Raw genomic sequence first — 19659 nt, 5'->3', positions numbered from 1 at the left:
GTTACAATGAGTCAAAATAATTGGCGCGTATTACCACAACCATCAGAAAAGACAGTCCGTCAACTGACGACAAAATTAAATATTGATCAACTCACTGCAACAGTTGTGGCCCAAAAAGGTTTTATAACGCCAGAAACGGCTTTTAAATACTTGCAACCAAGTATTGATCAATTACATGATCCCATGTTGTTACATGACATGGATAAAGTATATGACCGGCTCACTGAAGCTGCATTTGGTGGTGAAAAAATAGTCGTTTATGGCGATTATGATTTGGACGGGATGACCAGTACGGCAGTCATGGTTGAAGCACTTGAGGTTTTGGGTGCTGACGTGACGGCCTATCTCCCTAATCGTTTTAACGACGGTTACGGCCCAAACATTGCTGTTTACAAGCGTTTGATTGCTGAAGGTGCACAAATTATTGTGACAGTTGATAATGGTGTTAGTGGGAATGAAGCTGTTGCCTACGCGATGAATCAAGGTGTTGACGTTATTATTACAGACCACCACGAAATGCCACCAGTTTTACCTGATGCCTTTGCGATTGTTCACCCAAGACATCCAGACGGGCACTATCCCTTTGGTGATTTATCTGGTGTCGGGGTAGCATTTAAAGTCGCTCAGGCACTATTAACTGAGGGGCAACCAATTACTGATAAAAGTGAGTTGCCAACAGAAATGTTGGACTTGGTTGCCTTAGGTGAAATTGCTGATATGGTCTCTTTGACTGATGAAAATCGGACAATGGTGTCATGGGGTTTGAAACAAATAAATGATAGTCCACGTCCAGGATTAGCCGCACTACTTAAAAATGCTGGGCAGGTCGCTAATCAACCCATTATTTCAGAAACAGTGTCATTCAAAATCGCACCACGTTTGAATGCTGTTGGTCGTTTGGGTGATGCCCAGCTGGCGCTTGATTTATTATTAAGCCAAGATCCTGATGAAGGCGTTGCTATGGCATCGCAAGTTGAGGCGATTAACGCAGAGCGTCAAGAAATTGTCAAAGAAGTATTTGGTGCTGCCAAGCAAATTGCGTTATCGGATAAGCATGCTAACGATCAAGTGTTGGTTGTGGCGGGCGACAACTGGCATCAAGGCATTCTCGGTATTGTTGCTAGTCGGTTAGTTGAATTATTGCATAAACCAGTGATTGTTTTGAGTCTGATAGATGGCAGTTATAAAGGTTCGGGTCGCACATACAATCAGTTTGATTTGTACGCGTTAATGGGTCAATATCGTGACTTGTATGAAACGTTTGGTGGGCATGCTAGTGCATTAGGATTAGCAATATCTCCGAAAAATTTGACAGCATTACGTGAACAATTATCAGTTCTACCAACACTTGAAGTGCCTGAATCATCGTTGGTTGTTAATATGATGTTACCCGTCTCTCAGATGGCAATATCAGTTTATGATGGGTTGACATTATTAGAACCATTTGGGACAGACAATGCACAACCAACATTTGGTGTGACAGAACCAACAATCGAAAAAGCTGTCACGATGGGATCGACAAAACAACATCTTAAGTTAACGCTTACTAATCATGTCGAAGCAGTTGGGTTTAATCATCCAGATTGGACAGCAATTGTGGCGCATCCAACAAATGTGTCGTTTGTCGCAACAATGGGATTGAACTACTTCCGTGGCAAAAAAAGTTTACAACTACTATTAGCAGACGTTTCTATGCCACAAGTTGTTGAAAATACTGCCCATAAAAAATTCTTTGGTCAAGTTTATAAATTTATTTATGCGCATCAGGACTTGAATTTTGCACAGAACTTGGATAAAATAGCAAAGCAACTACATATCACTAAACATGACCTGAATGTTATGGTACAAGTCTTTATTGAATTAGGTTTTGTACAAGTTATTGATGGTGGGTTTGTAAAAATTATTCCAAATGCCCCCCAAAAGGCATTAACGACGTCCAAAACTTACCATAAGTTTTTAGCCAACCGTTAATGATTAAATAGAAAGCATGAGTGCTAGACATGGCAACACGTTTATGAGCGTTGCGTAGCACTCTGAGAGAAAAAATGACAGTAGATTTACACAATTATGTTGCAACAGTTGAGAATTTTCCAGAAGACGGTGTGAGCTTTCGTGATTTATCACCATTGATGGGAAATGGCGTGGCCTATAAGCAAACGATTGATGCAATTGCTGATTTTGCTAAAGATCTAAATATTGACTTAATTGCCGGGCCTGAATCACGTGGCTTTATTGTTGGGTCGCCATTGGCTTATGCGCTTAATATTGGCTTTGTGCCGGCGCGTAAGGGTGGTAAATTACCACGCGCAGCAGTAAGCGCCTCATATTCATTGGAATATGGTGGTGAAAATGTGCTCGAAATCCATAAAGACGCTATTAAGCCGGGCCAGCGTGTATTAATTGTTGATGATCTACTAGCCACTGGTGGCACAATTAATGCCACACGTGAACTTATCGCAGAGCTTGGTGGTGTTGTTGCCGGCGTTGCTTTTATTATTGAATTAAAAGATTTGCAAGGCCGTGAAAAAATCATGCAAGCAGGCGATGTACCATTTCTATCTTTAATGACCTACTAAAAATAAACTAGTTGCCATAATAAAAGGCTGCCAGTGTGTTAGATTTTTTCTAACACACTGGCAGCCTTTCGTGGTTCTTACCTTATTTTACGATAAAAACTTGATCATGAATAAAATCAAACGGTTTGTGATGATGATTCAGGCGAGGTGGGACAGTTAAGTTTGCCAGATGCCAGAATTTTTTCGAATTTGTCGCTTGATTCTTTTCACCAATTACAATAAAATCGCCAGTGAAATGCTGTTGACGCAGTGCCATTAAAATATCGGCATCACTGGTATCTGTATCTGGCGCCCAACTCATAATAACAACGTCAAATGGTAAGGTTTGAATCGCTGTCAGGCCTGTCATTTTTGTGACTTTTGTCCAAGGATTAGGCACTTGAATATCTTGACCTTGCCAAGCGAAGTTGTCGGTTGCGATGACGCTATCTCCGAGTGCACGAAGCGCATGTGTGATAATTGCATTACCACACATGATTTCAAGCACCTGTCGGCCGGCAATAAATTGATGTAAATCTAATAGCCATGCTTGGTTAGGTAAATGCCAAATACCAAAATCAGTAATCAGGGTTTGTCTAAATTCAGCAAGCAAATCGTCAATCGGCATCAACCCAAGATCTGTGAGAATTTCCGATTCACTAAAACTTAGTGGCGGCAAAGGTGTTTGCGGGAGTTGTTTGTTTTTGAGTGCGTGTAATGTTGATAAGGCGGCCGTTATTTTTTGATAAGCGCTAGTTTGCACCGGAAATTGCGTCGCATAATAGATTAAGTCATCGGTCATCATTTGTGACATTATGTTGACCTCCAGGGTATAAACAAGTCAGTTTAATAGGCGTAAGATTTCAAATGATGGCGTAAACTATCAGTATCAACAGTGGGCGTCAAATGTGGCGCAAACGCCAGTACTAAATCATTGACAGAGAAATCAGTGAGTACTTGTGTTTCAGTATCTTTGGAAAATGTCATGGCAAGCGTAGCAGACTGCTTATACATTATTTTTTGTGCGAATTTTTGATCTTTAATTATAGCCGAAATAACTTCTTTATTGGCACGATTATCAAAAAAATCAGAACGGTTAATACCAACCTTGTCAAGAATGTTTTCAATTAGCGTTAGCGTGTAAGTTTGTTGATTAATGAGTAATTCATGTTGTAGTTGAATCAAAAAATGACGGGCCTTTTTATTGCCCTCAAGTTGTGCTGCTTTGAAATCTAAAATCACATTGAAAAGTATTTCTGCAGTATCGGTCACAGCATGTGTCATTGGGAAAGGCAACGCATGATTTTCTAGTTTGGTGATGACGTCTGTACTGATGATTGGCACAAAATGTAAATGCGTGCGCTGTGCAATGTCACGCGTTATACTTGTTAAACATTGTTCTGTTGTCAAACATTGCGTTGAAAGTGGGTTTGAAAAATGATAAATATCAATCATGGGTAGTCTCCGGTAAGTTTGTTTGTGCGACATAAAGTGTCTTTAATATCTAAATTGAGATTTTACCCGTAAAATCACGACTTGTCGACTGATATGCTCAAAACAGCACCAAATATGTGTTAAAATGAAACGTGTGATATTAAATCATGATGTGCACTGTGTGCATGCTTAATACTGTAGTGATGGTTTAACTGGCGCTGCAATCATATTTAGAAAGAGGTGTCGGCATGGATTGGAATAGGTTTTTTGTTCCGTACAAGCAGACGGTAACAGAGTTAAAAATTAAATTACGCGGGTTACGTGATCAATTCGAAAAAGATGGTAAAGATTCACCCATTGAATTTGTGACAGGTCGCGTAAAGACGCAAGAATCAATTGAAGAAAAAATTGTCCGCCGTCATTTGGATGAAACGCGGCTATCCTTAGATTTGCAAGATATCGCTGGCGTACGTATTATGACAAAATATGTCGAAGATGTTTATACAGTCGTTGAATTATTACGTGATCGAACTGATTTTCAAATATTAGAAGAACGTGATTATGTTATGAATGCTAAACCATCGGGTTATCGCTCATATCATATTGTCATTGAATATCCTGTTCAAATGTATAGTGGCGAGCGTAAAGTCCTTGCAGAAATTCAAGTACGCACAATTGCCATGAATGTTTGGGCAACAATCGAACATGATTTGCGTTATAAGCATGGCGATGAGTTACCAGCGCCTATAGCCGAGCAATTGACAATTTTAGCAGATAAAAATTTCGAATGGGATCAAAGGGTCAGTGAGATTCGGGCGGCAGAATGAAAATAGCAATTTTTAACAATGATGACAGCAGTTCTCAAGCAATTACAAAAAAATTGCAATTAGCTTTGCAAAAAAATGGTGTTGAAATTGATAATCATGAGCCAGATATCGTTGTTTCTGTTGGTGGTGATGGCACGCTTTTAGGTGCATTCCAGCATTACATTGATCAAATTGATCACATTCGATTTGTGGGTTTACATACTGGACATCTGGGGTTTTATACAGATTGGTTGCGCACGGAACTTGATGAACTTGTTAATAGTCTCGTTAATGATAACAGTCAAAGTGTGAGTTATCCATTATTAGATATGACTGTTGTTTACGATAGTGGTGAACAGTATCATTTTTTGGCTTTGAATGAAGCAGCCATCAAGCAACCGACTGGTACATTAGTCGCTGATATCTATTTAGGTGGTCAACTTTTTGAGCGTTTTCGTGGGGATGGTATTTCTGTTGCAACACCAACGGGGTCAACTGCTTATAATAAGGCGAATGGTGGGGCAGTATTACACCCAAGTTTATCAGCCATACAAATGTCGGAAATTGCCTCGATTAATAATCGCGTATTCCGAACTTTGGGGTCACCTTTGATTGTGCCACGGGGTCAAGAAATTATCATGAAACCAAAAAGTGATCATTTTTTGGTGATGTATGATCAAAGCGATATCAAAGTTAAAAGTATTACGGAGTTACGTTTTCGTGTTGCCGAGCAACAAGTACATTTTGCGGGTTATCGACATGTTGATTTTTGGCAGCGCGTGCATCGTGCGTTTATTAGTGATATTGAATAATATACGGGCATTTTTGATATTGTCTGTTTTAAAATAATGAAGGGAAGCGTTTAATGTTTTATCGTTAAACGCACGACATAGTCATGCAATTTACATGGACATATTCCGGCAGTGAACAACGTAAAGTACGAACATTTTTACAGGCACATGGTGTCTCACATCGTATGTTTAGTCAAATGAAACATAACGGTGGGGCCATTTTAAAAAATGATAAGCAGGTTTATACCTCTGATTATTTAGATAATGGCGACCAAGTTACCATCATTATGCCAACAGAAAAGAGTAATGATCTGGTTGCGGCAGATTATAAGCCATTGGATATTATTTTTGAAAATGAACATTGGTTGGTAGTGGACAAACCTTATGGTATGACAACTGTGCCTGGTCATGCTGACAGATTGCATACGTTAGTTAATCGGGTGAAGGGGCATTTAGAAGAAATTAATGCTGAGGACTTAGTACCACATGTTGTGACCCGATTAGATCGCGATACATCTGGTATCGTGTTACTTGCTAAGCACCGTTTTGCGCATGCGGTGATGGATCAACAGCTACAAGAACATACAGTTGAGAAGTTTTATGTCGCTTATCCAAGTGGCATTTTGTCAGAAGATCACGGCGACATTCATGCACCAATTGGTCGTGTTGATGGTGATTTTATTAAACGCGAAGTGCGTGACGATGGGAAACCATCACGTACAGAGTATTGGGTTGAACGTCGTTATGATGAAGGCGGTGCGCAACCAATGACACGTGTCAAAGTGCAATTACATACTGGCCGGACACACCAAATACGGGTTCATTTTCAAAACTTAGGCCACCCATTAGTTGGGGATGATTTATATGGCGGACCATTATGGTATGGGTTAAAGCGGCAAGCATTACATGCTTACCATATGAAATTTTATGATCCTTTTATTGAAGCGTATCGAGAATTTAACACAAAATTACCAGAAGATTTAAAAGGTTTACACGATTTGACGTAATTCATGCACAGGTTTAAGGTGCAGATGGATAAAAGGCAATTCGTTTGTGATTGCTTGCTACGTTAAGATGATGGGGTAACTATGGCAGATCAAAGTGAACAACTATATCAAACAATCCAATTTTTATCTGATTTACTTCATTCTGGTCAAGACAGCGAATTTATTGAAAGCTTCGAATCATTACATGATTTTGAAATGGCACAAGTTTATGCTGAGTTGCCAGAACAATTTCGATCGGTCGCCTGGCGATTATTGTCAATTGAAATTTTAGCCACTGTTTTTGATAATTTAGATAGTGATACGGTCGATATTGTGACATTACTAAAAGAATTACCACCACAACGGGGTGCGCTTGTTTTGCAGGAAATGTATGCTGATAATGAGGCTGATTTGTTGCAAGAAATGCCAGCAAGACTTGTTGCGACATATTTGAGTCTTATGTCAAAATCTGAAGCTGATACTGTTCGTAAATTGATCGATTATGATGAACAAACAGCGGGATCCCTGATGTCTACTGAGTATTTGGCGGTAGAAGAGGATTTGCATGTTGATGAAGTCATGCGTTTGGTTAAAAAACAGGCATTAGAAGCAGAATCCATTAGTTATGTTTACGTGTTAGATTTACAAGATCAATTAACAGGTGTGATTTCATTGCGTGATTTGTTGACACACCCAGATAATTTGGCCGTTTCTGAAATTACAAATGACCGTATTATTACTGTTAAAGCAGGAGATGATCAAGAAGATGTTGCCCAAATTGTGGCTGACTATAATTTTCTTTCTATCCCAGTAACTGATGATAACAACCGGTTGTTAGGGGTCATTACAGTTGATGATATTGTCGATGTCATTGACGAAGAGGCTGTTGAGGATTACTCTGGTTTGGCTGCCGTTAACGTCAGTCAAATTAATGATACGCCATGGCATTCAGCTATTAAGCGTATCCCATGGCTAATTGCCTTGTTAATACTAGGTATGGCAACGGCGACGCTTATTAGCTCATATGATGATTTAGTGCGGCGTGCTTCTATTTTAGCAGCCTTCATATCGCTGATTACTGGTACGGCCGGTAATGCGGGCACACAAGCTCTGGCCCTGGCCGTTCGTCGTATTGCAGTTGGTAGCGAAAATAGTGGTTGGAAAAATTTTGTCAGTGAAATTATTGCGGGTATTATTGTTGGTATAGCCACAGGAGGCGCTGTTTTTGCTATTGTTGCGATTTGGAAGCATAATGCTGTACTTGGTTTAGCGGTCGGACTAGCGATGACCATGGCCATTATAGTCGCTAATTTAGCTGGCTACCTCATTCCAGTTTTGATTGATCGGCTTGGATTTGATCCAGCTGTTGCCAGCGGGCCATTTATTACAACATTATCTGATTTAACTTCTGTACTGATTTATTTTAATGTCGCACAGTTATTTATGACGCATTTTGTTGGTAATTAGTTTTTTAATCAGAAATTAAACTTTTTTGTGTTAAAATAAATGATAAAACTATTGTAGGAGTGAATGAATATGCCAACACGTGAGCAAATGCGATCGGGTAATAATGGGAAACAAAATAGACCGAAAAAAAAGCACAGAATTCGTAATACAATTTTGGTGATTATTGGTTTAATTGTGTTAATTGGGGTAGGCACAGGTGGTTATGCTTATTATAAAATGAACCGAACAATCACGAAAATGCAAAATCCGTCACAAACAACCAAAAAAGCCGATAAAGTAACCGCGAATAAAAAACCAGTATCCTATCTATTATTAGGAACAGATACAGGCGAATTAGGTCGTGACTATAAAGGTCGTACAGATACGATGATGGTTATGACGGTCAATCCAAAAACCAATGTCACCACAATGACTTCTATTGCACGTGATACATTGGTTACTGTTAATGGGCAACAAATGAAAATCAATGCCGCCTTTGCTTATGGCACAGCTGATTCAGCCATGGCAGCAGTTGAAAATTTGTTAGATATTAAAATCAATGGTGGCTATATTTTAGTTAACATGGGTGGTTTGATCAAAATGGTTGATGCAGTGGGTGGTGTTGATGTCACGTCGCCATTAACCTTCACAACAGCAGGTGATGACACGCAAGCTGATTCTAAGAGTCAATATTCATTTACAGCAGGTCAAACATATCATATGGATGGCAGTGAAGCACTTGCCTTTTCACGGATGAGACATGAAGATCCAAATGGTGATTATGGCCGTCAGATGCGACAACAGCTTATTTTACGAGGTGTCTTGAAAAATTCAGCAAGTGTTGGTAGTCTGTTTAATGATTCATTATTAAATACCGTATCAAATAATATTCAAACTGATGTATCAACCACTTCGATGAAGAATTTGGCGTTGAGTTATCGTTCTGCGCTTGGCAACATTAAGCAAGACCAGATGCGCGGCACTACACAAGATATGGGTGCTCTGGGATCAGTGGAAGTCATGAGTCAGACAGAAATAGATCGTGTACATGATGCTATTGCCGAGCAAATGGCAGAATAAGATTCAAAAACAAGTAGCGATACTTGTTTTTTATTGCAAAAATATACAATAAAATAGACTATATACACTGTTTTGATGTATATAGTCAGTAAAGTGTTGAATAAATAAACATTAAGCGGTAATATTAATTCATAGCATAAATACGGAGGACACAACAATGACAGAGAAATTAGTATTAGCATATTCAGGTGGTTTAGATACATCAGTGGCAATTCCTTGGCTAAAAGGAAAAGGTTATGAGATTATAGCAGTTGTTTTGAACGTTGGGCAACATGGCAAAGATATGGATATGATTCAAGCAAAGGCGTTACAAGTCGGTGCTAGTCAATCTATTGTAATTGATGCACAGGCAGAGTTTGCTGATCAATATGTTGCACCAGTGATTAAAGCTAACATGTTGTATGAAGGTGAATATCCAATGGTATCAGCACTATCACGGCCATTGATTATTAAAAAACTTGTTGATATTGCGCATGAAAATGACGCTGTTGCTATTGCCCATGGATCAACAGGTCATGGTAATGACCAAGTACGTTTTGAAGCGGCAATTCATGCGTTGGATCCAGATATGAAAATTGAAGCACCGATTCGTGAATTTCAATGGTCTCGTGAAGAAGAAATTGCCTATGCCGCTGAACACAATGTACCTGTGCCAGTTGGTTTGGACTCACCATATTCTATTGATGAAAATCTTTGGGGACGTGCTAATGAAGCTGGTATCTTGGAAAACCCTTGGAATCAAGCACCTGAAGGTGCCTATGCGTTAACGACACCTATTGAAAAGACACCAGATACAGCTGAATTTGTTGATGTGACGTTTGCTGCTGGGATACCAGTTGCACTCGATGGCGTTGAGATGCCTTTGGCTGACTTAATCATTAAGTTAAATACAATGGCTGGCGCACATGGTATTGGTCGAATTGATCATATTGAAAACCGTTTAGTCGGTATCAAATCACGTGAAATTTATGAAGCACCAGCTGCTGCCGTATTGATGACAGCACATAAAGATTTAGAAGATTTAACACTAGAACGCGATGTGGCACATTTCAAGCCAATGATTGAACAACAATTAGCGAATTTAGTATATGAAGCAAAATGGGTATCACCATTATTTGATGGCTTGATGGCATTTATTGATGAAACACAAAAAAATGTTAATGGCGTTGTTAAAATGAAGTTGTTTAAGGGTAATGCTGTTGCTGTTGCCCGTCAATCAGAACACAATTCATTATATGACGAAGATTTGGCAACTTACACGAGTGCCTCATCATTTGACCAAGAAGCAGCGGTTGGCTTTATCAAGTTATGGACATTAAGCAACACAGTGTATGAACAGGTTAACCATGTCCATTCAATAGACAAGAAAAGTACAATTAAGTAAGTTTAAGGCGTTTTCGCCGTACATAAGGGAGAGTAACTATGGCAACAACGAAACTTTGGGGTGGTCGTTTCACTGCTAAGGCAGCTGAATGGGTAGATGAATTCGGGGCATCAATTCATTTTGATCAACAAATGGCAGCTGAAGATTTGGAAGGCTCAATTGCTCACGCAAAAATGTTGGGGCAGCAGCAGATCATTTCTGCTGTTGATTCAACGCAAATTGTTGCTGGTTTAACGAGCTTGCAACAAGATTTGAGCGACGGCAAGTTAACATTTGATGTTAAAAATGAAGATATCCATATGAATATGGAAGCTTTATTGACTGAAAAAATTGGGGCGGTCGCCGGGAAATTGCATACAGCTCGTTCACGTAACGATCAAGTAGCGACAGACTTTCATTTGTGGGTTAAACACCGTTTACCACACGTCCTTGATGCAGTCACTGACTTGCAACAAGAATTATTGACGTTAGCAACGACGCACGCAGGGACGATTATGTCTGGGTATACACATTTACAACACGCCCAGCCAATAACATATGGGCATTACTTATTAGCTTATTTCGATATGTTCCAAAGGGACTATGATCGGTTTGAATTTAATCAATTACACACCGATATTTTACCGTTAGGTGCAGCAGCTCTTGCTGGGACAACTTTCCCGATTGATCGCGAATTTGTAGCAAATGAACTGGGATTTGGCGACATTTACCATAACTCACTGGATGCTGTTTCAGACCGTGATTTTGCCTTAGAATTTTTATCGAACGCGGCAATTTTGATGATGCATTTGTCACGAATGGCTGAAGAGTTGATACTTTGGTCGACGTATGAATTCAATTATATCGAGTTATCAGATGACTTTTCAACAGGTTCATCGATTATGCCACAAAAGAAAAATGCTGATTTTGCAGAACTCGTACGTGGTAAAACGGGACGTACTTATGGCGCTTTAATGGCCTTATTGACTACAATGAAGTCGTTACCGCTTGCCTATAATAAAGATATGCAAGAAGATAAAGAGCAAGTTTTTGATGTGATGGATACAGTGATTGCATCAGTCAAGATATTCACAGGGATGTTAAATGGCTTAAAAGTACATGAAGAACGAATGCTGGCTAGCACACAAGATGATTTTTCTAATGCGACAGAGTTAGCTGATTATTTAGCAACTAAGGGCGTACCATTTCGTGAAGCACATGCCATTGTCGGCCAGCTTGTATTACAAGGTTTGCAGACACACACACCTTTACAAAAGACACCATTGGCTACTTTACAAGCTGCGGCACCGCAAATTGAAGCTGATATTTATGAGGTCTTACAATCAGAAACGGCAGTTAATCGACGCACATCGATTGGTGGGACAGCTGTTGTGAATGTCAAAAAAGAAATTGCACGACATCAAAAAAACTTGGAGGCACGTTCATGAATTCACATTTTCAGGGAAAGTCATTTTTGAAGGAAAGTGATTTTACAAAAAAAGAATTAGAAACACTGATTGATCTGGCGGCACACTTTAAATATTTGAAGCAAAATAATATACCACATCACTATTTGCAAGGTAAAAATATTGCCTTACTTTTTGAAAAAACATCAACGCGAACACGGTCGAGTTTTACTGTAGCCGCGAATGATTTAGGGGCACATGCTGAATTTCTAGGTAAAAATGATATTCAATTTGGCAAAAAAGAATCCTTAGAAGATACTGCAAAGGTATTTGGTCGGATGTATGATGGCATTGAATATCGTGGCTTTTCACAAAATATCGTTGAAGGCTTGGCAAAATATTCTGGTGTGCCAGTATGGAATGGCTTAACAGATGAGTGGCATCCAACGCAAATGTTAGCAGATTTTCTAACAATTAAGGAACAATTTAAACAGTTAGAGGGTGTTACCCTGGCTTATATGGGGGACGGTCGGAATAATGTGGCCAACTCGTTATTAGTTACCGGTGCTATTTTGGGTGTTAATGTGCATATTGTTGCGCCTAAAAGTTTGCAGCCAACAGCAGAAATCCAGTCATTGGCAGCACAAAAAGCAGCCGTGTCTGGCGCAAGCCTTTTGGTAACTGATGATGTTGCGCAAGGTGTTGCTGGTGTTGATGTGCTTTATACAGATGTTTGGGCTTCTATGGGTGAAGAAGAGACGTTTGAAGCGCGCATTAAGCTATTGACGCCTTACCAAATTAACGCGCAATTAGTGGCATTGACACATAATGACAACGTGATTGTATTACATGATTTACCAGCGTTTCACGATTTAAACACCACGATGTCACAAGAGATATACGACAAATTTGGTATTTCGGAAATGGAAATTACTGATGAGGTGTTCCATGCACCATATGCCTATCAATTTGATCAAGCGGAAAATCGTTTGCATACAATCAAGGCAGTGATGGCAGCTACCTTAGGTAACCTATTTATACCAGAAATGTAACAAAAAAGTTGGCTTTGAGCCAACTTTTTTTGTCGAACAGATTGTTATTTTTGACGTCTATTAACACCAATAAAAAGAATGAGAGACAGTATAATTAAGACAGTCAAAACACCAATACCTTGTTTAGACCCGATGACCATACCAGTTGCTTGATTTTTATGCATGGCAGTTGTGATTATTTGGGCAACAACTGCAGTTGCGGTTGCACCAACAAATTGCTGCGCCGTATTTAAAATACCATTGCCATCAGTCGTTTCATTTGTTGGTAATGTTGCCAAGGTGACTGTCATAAAGTTAGCATATGAAAAACCAATACCAACCATTAATAACATGTGAGTTAACATCAATGTCCAGAAGTTAAGACTGGGAAAATAAAGAAACATGATGGTTAAGGCAATGGTTGATATGATTAAACCAAATAAAATTGGGCGATACTGACCAATTTTATCCAGCAGTGAGCCAGACACAGGGGCTAAAATGGCACTTATAAGAGCACCCGGGAACATAAAGGCACCTGCAGCAGCCGCACTCACATGCAAATTTAATTGTAAATAGTTTGGCAAAATAAATGATAAGCCTAATAAAATTGCCTGGTAAGCTAAAAAGCCATACATATAAAAATTAAAGCGTTTATTTTTAAATAAAGTGAGCTGTAATAATTGTTGTTTTTTGTTGAGAGTATAAAAAATAACCAGCGAGAAAATACCAATAATGGCCATTAAGAGTGACATTTTTTCAATTGCTAATAGCACTAAACTTAACCCTAGCGCTAAAAAAATAAAAGTCTTTGCCGGGAATTTTTCCGTGCGCTTTATATTTTCTGCTGGGATACTGATGAGTCCAATTACCAAAGAAATAAGCACTAAAATAATTAAGAACCAAAATATTGAACGCCAGCCTAAGGTATTGAGCAAAACACCACCATAGGTTGGTCCGACTGCTGGTGCGAGTGATGTAATCATACTACCAATGCCCATCATCATGCCGCGACTTTTAATTGGTGATTTAGTCAATATGATATGAAACATCAAGGGCAAGGCAATACCGGTACCCACACCTTGCAAAATACGACCAACTAGTAGCAAGGTGAGGGAAGGTGAAAAGCTATCCAAAATAATGCCAATTAGGAACAAAAAATTTGATAAAATAAATAATTGGCGCGTTGAAAAATTGCGAATTAAAAATGCTGAAATCGGCACAATGATGGCAATCGCTAATAAATAACCAGTGGTTACCCATTGGACACCGTTAGCGTTAGTACCAAACTCTGACATTAACTTGGGAAAGGTGACATTCATTGAGGTTTCAATTAAGACACCACTAAAACTTAAAATACCTGCTGCAATAACTGCTGGAATGACCCGCCAATTTTTTGTTTTCATTGCAATTTTCTCCTTAAATAAATAAAAAGAGGTGTGACATTATCAAAAAAATGATAACGTCACGCCTCTTTTGTCGGCACGAAATAAATCCGTGCTATCTGTACGAAACAACTGAGATAAACTTAACAGATTTTAACCTGCTTTGTCAATAGGGTTGTTAATATTATTTAAATTAATTGAGAGAATGCCAGTGCCAATCTTCTACTTCTGGCAAGTCAGTACCTTGAGATCTTGTGAATGATACATGTTCATCTAATTTGTCAGTCATCTTTTGCACGAGATCAGCGTGTTTAACTGCTGTGTCGTTTGGTAACATTTCAATGGCTGCCTTCACTAGGTTGAAACGATCAATTTTATTCAAAACACGCATATCAAATGGTGTGGTGATATCACCTTCTTCACGATAACCATGAACAGCTAAATGATGATTGTGACGTTTAAAGAAAATGGACTCAATCATTGGTGCATAGCCATGAAATGCGAACAAAACAGGGACATCGGTTGTAAAGTAAGCATCAAATTCAGCATCACTTAAACCGTAACTAGCATCTGCACGTAATTTAAACAAATCTAATACGTTGATATAACGAATCTTCAAAGTTGGTATTTGTTCATGCAAAATTTGGATAGCAGCCAAACTTTCGATTGTTGGTTCTGAACCAGCAGAGGCAATAATAAGATCAGGCTTCTCACCGTGATCTGTACTTGCCCAGTCAACAACGCGTAATCCTTGCGTCACAAGTTGCTTAGCTTCAAGAGGAGAGAACCACTGTAAACGGGGATGTTTACTGGCAACAATATAATTAATTTGTTGTTTGGTTTGTACAGCATGTTCAAATGTTGCCACTAAACTGTTAGCATCAGCTGGGAAAAATTCACGAACAAAATTAGGCTGTTTTTCGTAAAGCATGGTTGTGACACCAGGATCTTGGTGTGAGTAACCATTATGATCTTGTTGGAATACAGTTGAGTCAGCAATAATATTTAAAGCGGGTACATCTTTACGCCAAGATACCCCGTGCGAATGATTTAACCACTTGAAGTGTTGTACGATCATATCATCAACTTCACGAATAAAGACTTCATAACTTGCAAAGAACCCATGACGACCGGTAAGCGTGTAGGCTTCTAACATACCTTCATCAAAGTGTTCAGATAGCATCGAATCGATAATGCGACCTTCAGGTGCCATAAATTGATCGTTTGGTTCTTTAATTGGTAGTAACCATTGTCGATTGGTGGTTTCAAAGATATCTTGAAAACGATTAGAGGCTGTTTCATCGGGTCCAAAGCCACGGAAATTGGTCGGATTAAGCTTGATAAGATCTCGAATATAACCGCCTAGCAAAATAGCATCTTGTGCTAAATCGTTACCAGGTAATTTGTGATCAACAAGATAATCATTAATATCTGGGATATTGAGTGGCTTAATGATACCGGCATTTGTGACTGAATTATTAGCCATGCGTAATGATTTTTTAGGCAAAACCTCTTGAATAGCTGCTGTTAAATGCCCAGATTCATCAAATAATTCTTCTGGTTGATATGATTTCAACCAACTAACCAAATCTGGTATATATTCAGGATGGTTTTGATCTGCTGGAATTGGAATTTGGTGCGCACGGAATGAATTTTCGATTGGCTGACCATCCCAAGTTTTAGGACCCGTCCATCCCTTAGGCGAACGTAAAACAATCATAGGCCAAATTGGTCGTGTAACACCTGCACTGGTTTGTTTTGCAGCAGTGGCACGAATTTGTTTAATTTCTTCAAAAACAGTATCCATTGTTTGTGCCATTTCTTGGTGCACTTGCATGATAGGCTTATCAAATGAACTAACAAAGTAGGGATGCCAACCGAGACTTGTGAAATATTTAGTTAATGTGTCATCAGATTCACGAGACAAAACAGTTGGGTTAGCAATTTTGAAACCATTAAGATTTAAAATTGGTAGAACAGTCCCATCATTTTTAGGATTCAAAAACTTATTAACGTGCCATGACGTAGCTAATGGGGCTGTTTCTGCTTCGCCATCGCCGACGACAACTGCAGCAATGAGATCTGGGTTATCAAGAACGGCACCGGCGCCGTGAAGAATAGAATAGCCTAATGCGCCACCTTCATGAATTGAACCAGGAACTTTTGGATCAGCGTGTGAGGCAACACCACCTGGAAATGAAAAACGCTTAAACATTTTTTGCATACCAGTTGTATCTTGTGTAATTTCTGGAAAGGCCTCAGTGTAGCTGCCATCTAAATAGGCATTAGAAATCATGACTTGACCGCCATGACCTGGGCCTTCAACATAGAACATGTTCAAGTCAAATTTATTGATGGCACGATTGAGATGGGCGTAAATAAAGTTTTGGCTAGGAATAGTTCCCCAGTGGCCGATCGGGTGAATTTTAACCTGATCAGCTGTTAATTTTTCTTTTAGTAGTGGATTATCTAATAAATATAGTTGACCAACTGACAAGTAATTAGCAGCTCGCCAATAAGCGTCTAGATGATCAAGATATTTTTGTGAGTCAATATTCATGTTGATTCCTCCGATTTAGTATCTCATAGTCAAATGCACAGGGTAATTGTGTAAAAATGACAGCAAGACACATAAAAAAACTACTTTGCAAAGTATTCTGGAAAATCTAACAGCTTATTTAAATCTTAAATAAAACTGTTGGTGTGCTATTGTTGCGTCATCGTTTTTACATTCTTATCGTATAGGTTATTTTTAAAAAAGTCAACACCAATATTTAAATTGGTTCGTACCAATTTAAATATTGGATTTTGTTTATAAGGTGTAAAGCAAGGTGGGACAGCTTGTTAGAAGAAAATAGGCGAGTTTATAACCAGAAATGAGTTGCATCTTTAGAATGGTGTGTGATAGAATCAATTTGTTATTAATCGATTAATTAACATACTAGGGGTGCTTTACAAAAAGCTGAGAGAGAAGTGCTAGTCTTCGAACCCTTTGAACCTGATCTGTTGCAAGCAGCGTAGGAAAGTGTGAAATGTAGGGGGCCAATGTGTATCCTTATAAATAGACATACTATATCTAGAGCGTTTGCAGTATATAATGATTGCGAATGCTCTTTTTCTATGTTTTGAATTTCTTAGGAGGCGTTTTTTGAATAACCATGTATTTTTAGCAGCACCATTTAAGCAATTACTGACGCAAGATAAAGTCATTGACTCACAAAATATGAACTTGATTAAGCAGGTGATTCAATTACTCGTTGATGCACACTATGCAGTGGATAATGCACATCAGCGAGAAAGTTGGGGCCAGCATATGATGACGCCAGATGAATGCACAGCGGCAGATTTTGACGCCATTAAAAAATGCCAGATGTTGATGGCATTCCCAGGCAGTCCAGCATCACCGGGGACGCATATTGAAATTGGTTGGGCCTCTGCATTTGATAAACCAATCGTACTGCTTTTACAAGAAAATACGACCTATGCTTATTTAGTGAGCGGTTTGCGGACTGTCAGTTGTGTTAATTATGTGTATTATAAAGATGACGCAGATTGTTTATTAAAAATTAAACAATTTTTAACTCAAAAACGATGCGAGGGGGAATGAAAAATGTCAACATATGAAACCTTTGATAGTGCCTATAGGGCTGTGCTAAATGACATCTATAACCATGCCGATTTTTTTAATCAGCCGCGAGGATTTCAAAGTCGAGAAAAAATTGCGTATCATTTTAGTATTCAGCAACCAGTACAGAGAGTCAGTTATAATCAAAAAAGAAAATGTAATATTGTGTTTAATTTTGCCGAAGCATTATGGTACTTAACGGGTAATAATAGTTTAGATTATATCAGTTATTATAATAAAAAAATGCCAGATTATTCGATGGATGGCCACATTTTAACAGGTACAGCGTATGGCTCAAAGCTATTTAATTTGGGAGATCAACAGTTAAATCAATGGCAAAATGTAAAAGCATTATTAATCAAAGATCCTGATTCTAAGCGTGCCGTCTTACAAATTTTTGATGGTAGTGAGTTGGCAATTCCGAACAATTTAGATGTGTCATGCACATTAGGGCTGCAGTTTTTTATTCGAGATAAGCAACTGGATATGATTGCTTATATGCGTGCTAATGATGCTTTTCGAGGTATCGTGAGTGATGTATTTTCATTCACCTTTATTCAAGAATTGATGGCACGAGAATTGCATGTGCCAGTTGGGAAATACTATCACAGTGTGGGTACCATGCACATCTATGAACCGGATAATGTATGGGTAACGCATGTATTAGAAACGCCAAGTGATGCACGTTTTACCTTTCCAGAAATGCCATTGGAAAATAATTGGGAAATGATTCATCAATTGATGGATTATGAGGAAAAATTGCGAAAAAACGAGATAACATTGCATTGGCAAGCAATCCAAGCAAGTAATTTGACGCCATATTGGCAACAAATATTGGCTTTATTTAGCATATATCAAATGATTTACTATCATAAAAAAATTGATCAGACTATATTTTGTCATTTGATGCCAATTTATCAGTATTTTTTGCTGAATAAGTGGCCAAATAATATAAATAATTCAGGAGTAAATAAAAATGACTAATCTTTTTGAGAGTGATAAAGTAGCTAATCAATTTAATGCCTACAATGATGTATTAGAACAAGTATTGGGTTATAATTATATCTTGTCTTTTTTTTCAAAACATCAGGCCGCAACAATATTAGATTATGGTTGTGGGCCAGGTAAGGTGGCTTTGCGATTAGCTGAGCAGACAGCATCGCAAATCGTTGCTGTTGATGAATCTGAAAGTATGATCGATATTGCAAACAAGCAACGTGCGCATGATCGCATTGTTTATCAAGTCGTTAAAAATGATCGTTTGAGTTTTGTACCAAATGATACAATTGACGGGGCAATTGCTTGTTACGTATTTATAAATAATGGCTCAGAAGATCGTATACGGCGCATGATGACAGAAATTTATCGTGTTTTACGCCCAAAAAGTCGGTTCATTATTTTGGATACAAATCCCAATACAACCGGTGTGCCATTTTCAACATTTCAAAATGGTATCAAAGACAAAGTATACGATTATGGGGAACAACGCGTTGAAAAGCTGCACGTGAATCAGCAAGAAGATTTAATTCTATATGATTTTAATTGGCCAAATCGTATGTATGACGATAATCTAAAATATGCAGGATTTACGCATGTGACAGTAAAATATCCAACCCTCAATGATTTTAGCGCTGAACAAATGGCTGCTATTACAGCACAATACGGGGTAATTAACTGGGAAAACGAACGCACCCAAGCACCTTTTATTTTATATGAAGCCATTAAATAAAATAGCCGATAGACACTTTTTAAGG

At 38.6% G+C, this 19659-nt stretch carries 17 protein-coding genes and 1 riboswitch; of the genes, 13 read left to right on the top strand and 4 right to left on the bottom strand.

The window, feature by feature from the left end; genetic code table 11:
- Positions 1 to 6: 6 nt before the first annotated feature.
- Positions 7 to 1971 (top strand): single-stranded-DNA-specific exonuclease RecJ, encoded by a 1965-nt coding sequence (gene recJ, locus AB3K24_RS06435; RefSeq protein ID WP_367974453.1) that lies wholly within the window; start codon positions 7 to 9, stop codon positions 1969 to 1971.
- Between the two features lie 74 nt (positions 1972 to 2045).
- Positions 2046 to 2576: an adenine phosphoribosyltransferase gene (locus tag AB3K24_RS06430; protein ID WP_367974451.1), complete on the top strand. Its 531-nt coding sequence runs from the start codon at positions 2046 to 2048 to the stop codon at positions 2574 to 2576.
- Between the two features lie 82 nt (positions 2577 to 2658).
- Here AB3K24_RS06430 and AB3K24_RS06425 read toward each other — a convergent pair whose 3' ends face one another.
- Together AB3K24_RS06425 and AB3K24_RS06420 are read right to left on the bottom strand one after the other, a co-directional pair.
- Positions 2659 to 3360 carry an SAM-dependent methyltransferase gene (locus tag AB3K24_RS06425; protein WP_367975595.1) on the bottom strand — a complete coding sequence of 234 codons (702 nt, stop codon included), beginning with the start codon at positions 3358 to 3360 and terminating at the stop codon, positions 2659 to 2661.
- Positions 3361 to 3401: 41 nt separating this feature from the next.
- Positions 3402 to 4010, bottom strand: coding sequence for a DsbA family protein (locus AB3K24_RS06420; RefSeq protein ID WP_367974449.1), 609 nt, complete (start codon positions 4008 to 4010; stop codon positions 3402 to 3404).
- A gap of 227 nt (positions 4011 to 4237) precedes the next feature.
- Here AB3K24_RS06420 and AB3K24_RS06415 point away from each other — a divergent pair, with 227 nt between their 5' ends.
- The 8 genes from AB3K24_RS06415 (at position 4238) to argF (ending at position 12919) form a co-directional block, all read left to right on the top strand.
- The gene (locus AB3K24_RS06415; protein ID WP_367974447.1) at positions 4238 to 4816 is read left to right on the top strand and encodes a GTP pyrophosphokinase; all 579 of its coding nucleotides are present in this window, start codon (positions 4238 to 4240) and stop codon (positions 4814 to 4816) included.
- Positions 4813 to 5607 carry an NAD kinase gene (locus AB3K24_RS06410; protein WP_367974445.1) on the top strand — a complete coding sequence of 265 codons (795 nt, stop codon included), beginning with the start codon at positions 4813 to 4815 and terminating at the stop codon, positions 5605 to 5607. Before AB3K24_RS06415 ends, AB3K24_RS06410 begins: the two co-directional genes overlap by 4 nt.
- 83 nt (positions 5608 to 5690) lie before the next feature.
- The gene (locus tag AB3K24_RS06405; RefSeq protein ID WP_367974443.1) at positions 5691 to 6593 is read left to right on the top strand and encodes an RluA family pseudouridine synthase; all 903 of its coding nucleotides are present in this window, start codon (positions 5691 to 5693) and stop codon (positions 6591 to 6593) included.
- A gap of 81 nt (positions 6594 to 6674) precedes the next feature.
- Positions 6675 to 8039, top strand: coding sequence for a magnesium transporter (gene mgtE / locus AB3K24_RS06400; protein WP_367974441.1), 1365 nt, complete (start codon positions 6675 to 6677; stop codon positions 8037 to 8039).
- 69 nt (positions 8040 to 8108) lie between these two features.
- Positions 8109 to 9098 (top strand): LCP family protein, encoded by a 990-nt coding sequence (locus AB3K24_RS06395; protein WP_367974439.1) that lies wholly within the window; start codon positions 8109 to 8111, stop codon positions 9096 to 9098.
- A gap of 157 nt (positions 9099 to 9255) precedes the next feature.
- Positions 9256 to 10482 carry an argininosuccinate synthase gene (locus AB3K24_RS06390; protein WP_367974438.1) on the top strand — a complete coding sequence of 409 codons (1227 nt, stop codon included), beginning with the start codon at positions 9256 to 9258 and terminating at the stop codon, positions 10480 to 10482.
- Between the two features lie 38 nt (positions 10483 to 10520).
- Positions 10521 to 11909 carry an argininosuccinate lyase gene (argH, locus tag AB3K24_RS06385; RefSeq protein ID WP_367974436.1) on the top strand — a complete coding sequence of 463 codons (1389 nt, stop codon included), beginning with the start codon at positions 10521 to 10523 and terminating at the stop codon, positions 11907 to 11909.
- Complete coding sequence (gene argF / locus AB3K24_RS06380; protein ID WP_367974435.1) at positions 11906 to 12919, top strand: ornithine carbamoyltransferase; 1014 nt, start codon at positions 11906 to 11908, stop codon at positions 12917 to 12919. The genes argH and argF overlap by 4 nt, the downstream gene beginning before the upstream one ends.
- A gap of 44 nt (positions 12920 to 12963) precedes the next feature.
- Here argF and AB3K24_RS06375 read toward each other — a convergent pair whose 3' ends face one another.
- Positions 12964 to 14301, bottom strand: coding sequence for a DHA2 family efflux MFS transporter permease subunit (locus tag AB3K24_RS06375; RefSeq protein ID WP_367974434.1), 1338 nt, complete (start codon positions 14299 to 14301; stop codon positions 12964 to 12966).
- 172 nt (positions 14302 to 14473) lie between these two features.
- Positions 14474 to 16840 (bottom strand): phosphoketolase family protein, encoded by a 2367-nt coding sequence (locus AB3K24_RS06370; RefSeq protein WP_367974432.1) that lies wholly within the window; start codon positions 16838 to 16840, stop codon positions 14474 to 14476.
- 373 nt (positions 16841 to 17213) lie between these two features.
- A riboswitch (TPP riboswitch) is annotated at positions 17214 to 17321 on the top strand.
- Between the two features lie 107 nt (positions 17322 to 17428).
- Between AB3K24_RS06370 and AB3K24_RS06365 the strand changes: the two genes are divergently transcribed.
- From AB3K24_RS06365 to AB3K24_RS06355, 3 genes are read left to right on the top strand one after another with little or no spacing between them, the layout of a single operon-like run.
- Positions 17429 to 17887, top strand: a complete 459-nt coding sequence (locus AB3K24_RS06365; RefSeq protein ID WP_367974431.1) for a nucleoside 2-deoxyribosyltransferase — start codon at positions 17429 to 17431, stop codon at positions 17885 to 17887.
- A 3-nt stretch (positions 17888 to 17890) separates the two neighbouring features.
- Positions 17891 to 18889, top strand: coding sequence for a thymidylate synthase (locus tag AB3K24_RS06360; protein ID WP_367974429.1), 999 nt, complete (start codon positions 17891 to 17893; stop codon positions 18887 to 18889).
- A complete protein-coding gene (locus AB3K24_RS06355) occupies positions 18882 to 19634 on the top strand; it encodes a class I SAM-dependent methyltransferase (RefSeq protein WP_367974427.1) in 753 nt (250 codons plus the stop codon). The genes AB3K24_RS06360 and AB3K24_RS06355 overlap by 8 nt, the downstream gene beginning before the upstream one ends.
- The last annotated feature ends 25 nt before the right edge of the window (positions 19635 to 19659 follow it).

This window comes from Leuconostoc aquikimchii (assembly GCF_040838325.1).
Taxonomy (GTDB): domain Bacteria; phylum Bacillota; class Bacilli; order Lactobacillales; family Lactobacillaceae; genus Leuconostoc; species Leuconostoc aquikimchii.
Note: the sequence above shows the minus strand (reverse complement) of the source record. Positions and strands in the feature narration are given on the sequence as shown.

What these genes read in the sequence shown, in the direction of transcription:
- AB3K24_RS06370 (WP_367974432.1), bottom strand. Translation starts at nt 16,840, where the DNA reads ATGAATATTGACTCACAAAAATATCTTGATCATCTAGACGCTTATTGG.
- mgtE (WP_367974441.1), top strand. Translation starts at nt 6,675, where the DNA reads ATGGCAGATCAAAGTGAACAACTATATCAAACAATCCAATTTTTATCT.
- AB3K24_RS06425 (WP_367975595.1), bottom strand. Translation starts at nt 3,360, where the DNA reads ATGATGACCGATGACTTAATCTATTATGCGACGCAATTTCCGGTGCAA.
- AB3K24_RS06410 (WP_367974445.1), top strand. Translation starts at nt 4,813, where the DNA reads ATGAAAATAGCAATTTTTAACAATGATGACAGCAGTTCTCAAGCAATT.
- argH (WP_367974436.1), top strand. Translation starts at nt 10,521, where the DNA reads ATGGCAACAACGAAACTTTGGGGTGGTCGTTTCACTGCTAAGGCAGCT.
- AB3K24_RS06420 (WP_367974449.1), bottom strand. Translation starts at nt 4,010, where the DNA reads ATGATTGATATTTATCATTTTTCAAACCCACTTTCAACGCAATGTTTG.
- AB3K24_RS06415 (WP_367974447.1), top strand. Translation starts at nt 4,238, where the DNA reads ATGGATTGGAATAGGTTTTTTGTTCCGTACAAGCAGACGGTAACAGAG.
- AB3K24_RS06360 (WP_367974429.1), top strand. Translation starts at nt 17,891, where the DNA reads ATGTCAACATATGAAACCTTTGATAGTGCCTATAGGGCTGTGCTAAAT.
- AB3K24_RS06375 (WP_367974434.1), bottom strand. Translation starts at nt 14,301, where the DNA reads ATGAAAACAAAAAATTGGCGGGTCATTCCAGCAGTTATTGCAGCAGGT.
- AB3K24_RS06355 (WP_367974427.1), top strand. Translation starts at nt 18,882, where the DNA reads ATGACTAATCTTTTTGAGAGTGATAAAGTAGCTAATCAATTTAATGCC.
- AB3K24_RS06405 (WP_367974443.1), top strand. Translation starts at nt 5,691, where the DNA reads ATGCAATTTACATGGACATATTCCGGCAGTGAACAACGTAAAGTACGA.
- AB3K24_RS06390 (WP_367974438.1), top strand. Translation starts at nt 9,256, where the DNA reads ATGACAGAGAAATTAGTATTAGCATATTCAGGTGGTTTAGATACATCA.
- recJ (WP_367974453.1), top strand. Translation starts at nt 7, where the DNA reads ATGAGTCAAAATAATTGGCGCGTATTACCACAACCATCAGAAAAGACA.
- AB3K24_RS06395 (WP_367974439.1), top strand. Translation starts at nt 8,109, where the DNA reads ATGCCAACACGTGAGCAAATGCGATCGGGTAATAATGGGAAACAAAAT.
- AB3K24_RS06430 (WP_367974451.1), top strand. Translation starts at nt 2,046, where the DNA reads ATGACAGTAGATTTACACAATTATGTTGCAACAGTTGAGAATTTTCCA.
- argF (WP_367974435.1), top strand. Translation starts at nt 11,906, where the DNA reads ATGAATTCACATTTTCAGGGAAAGTCATTTTTGAAGGAAAGTGATTTT.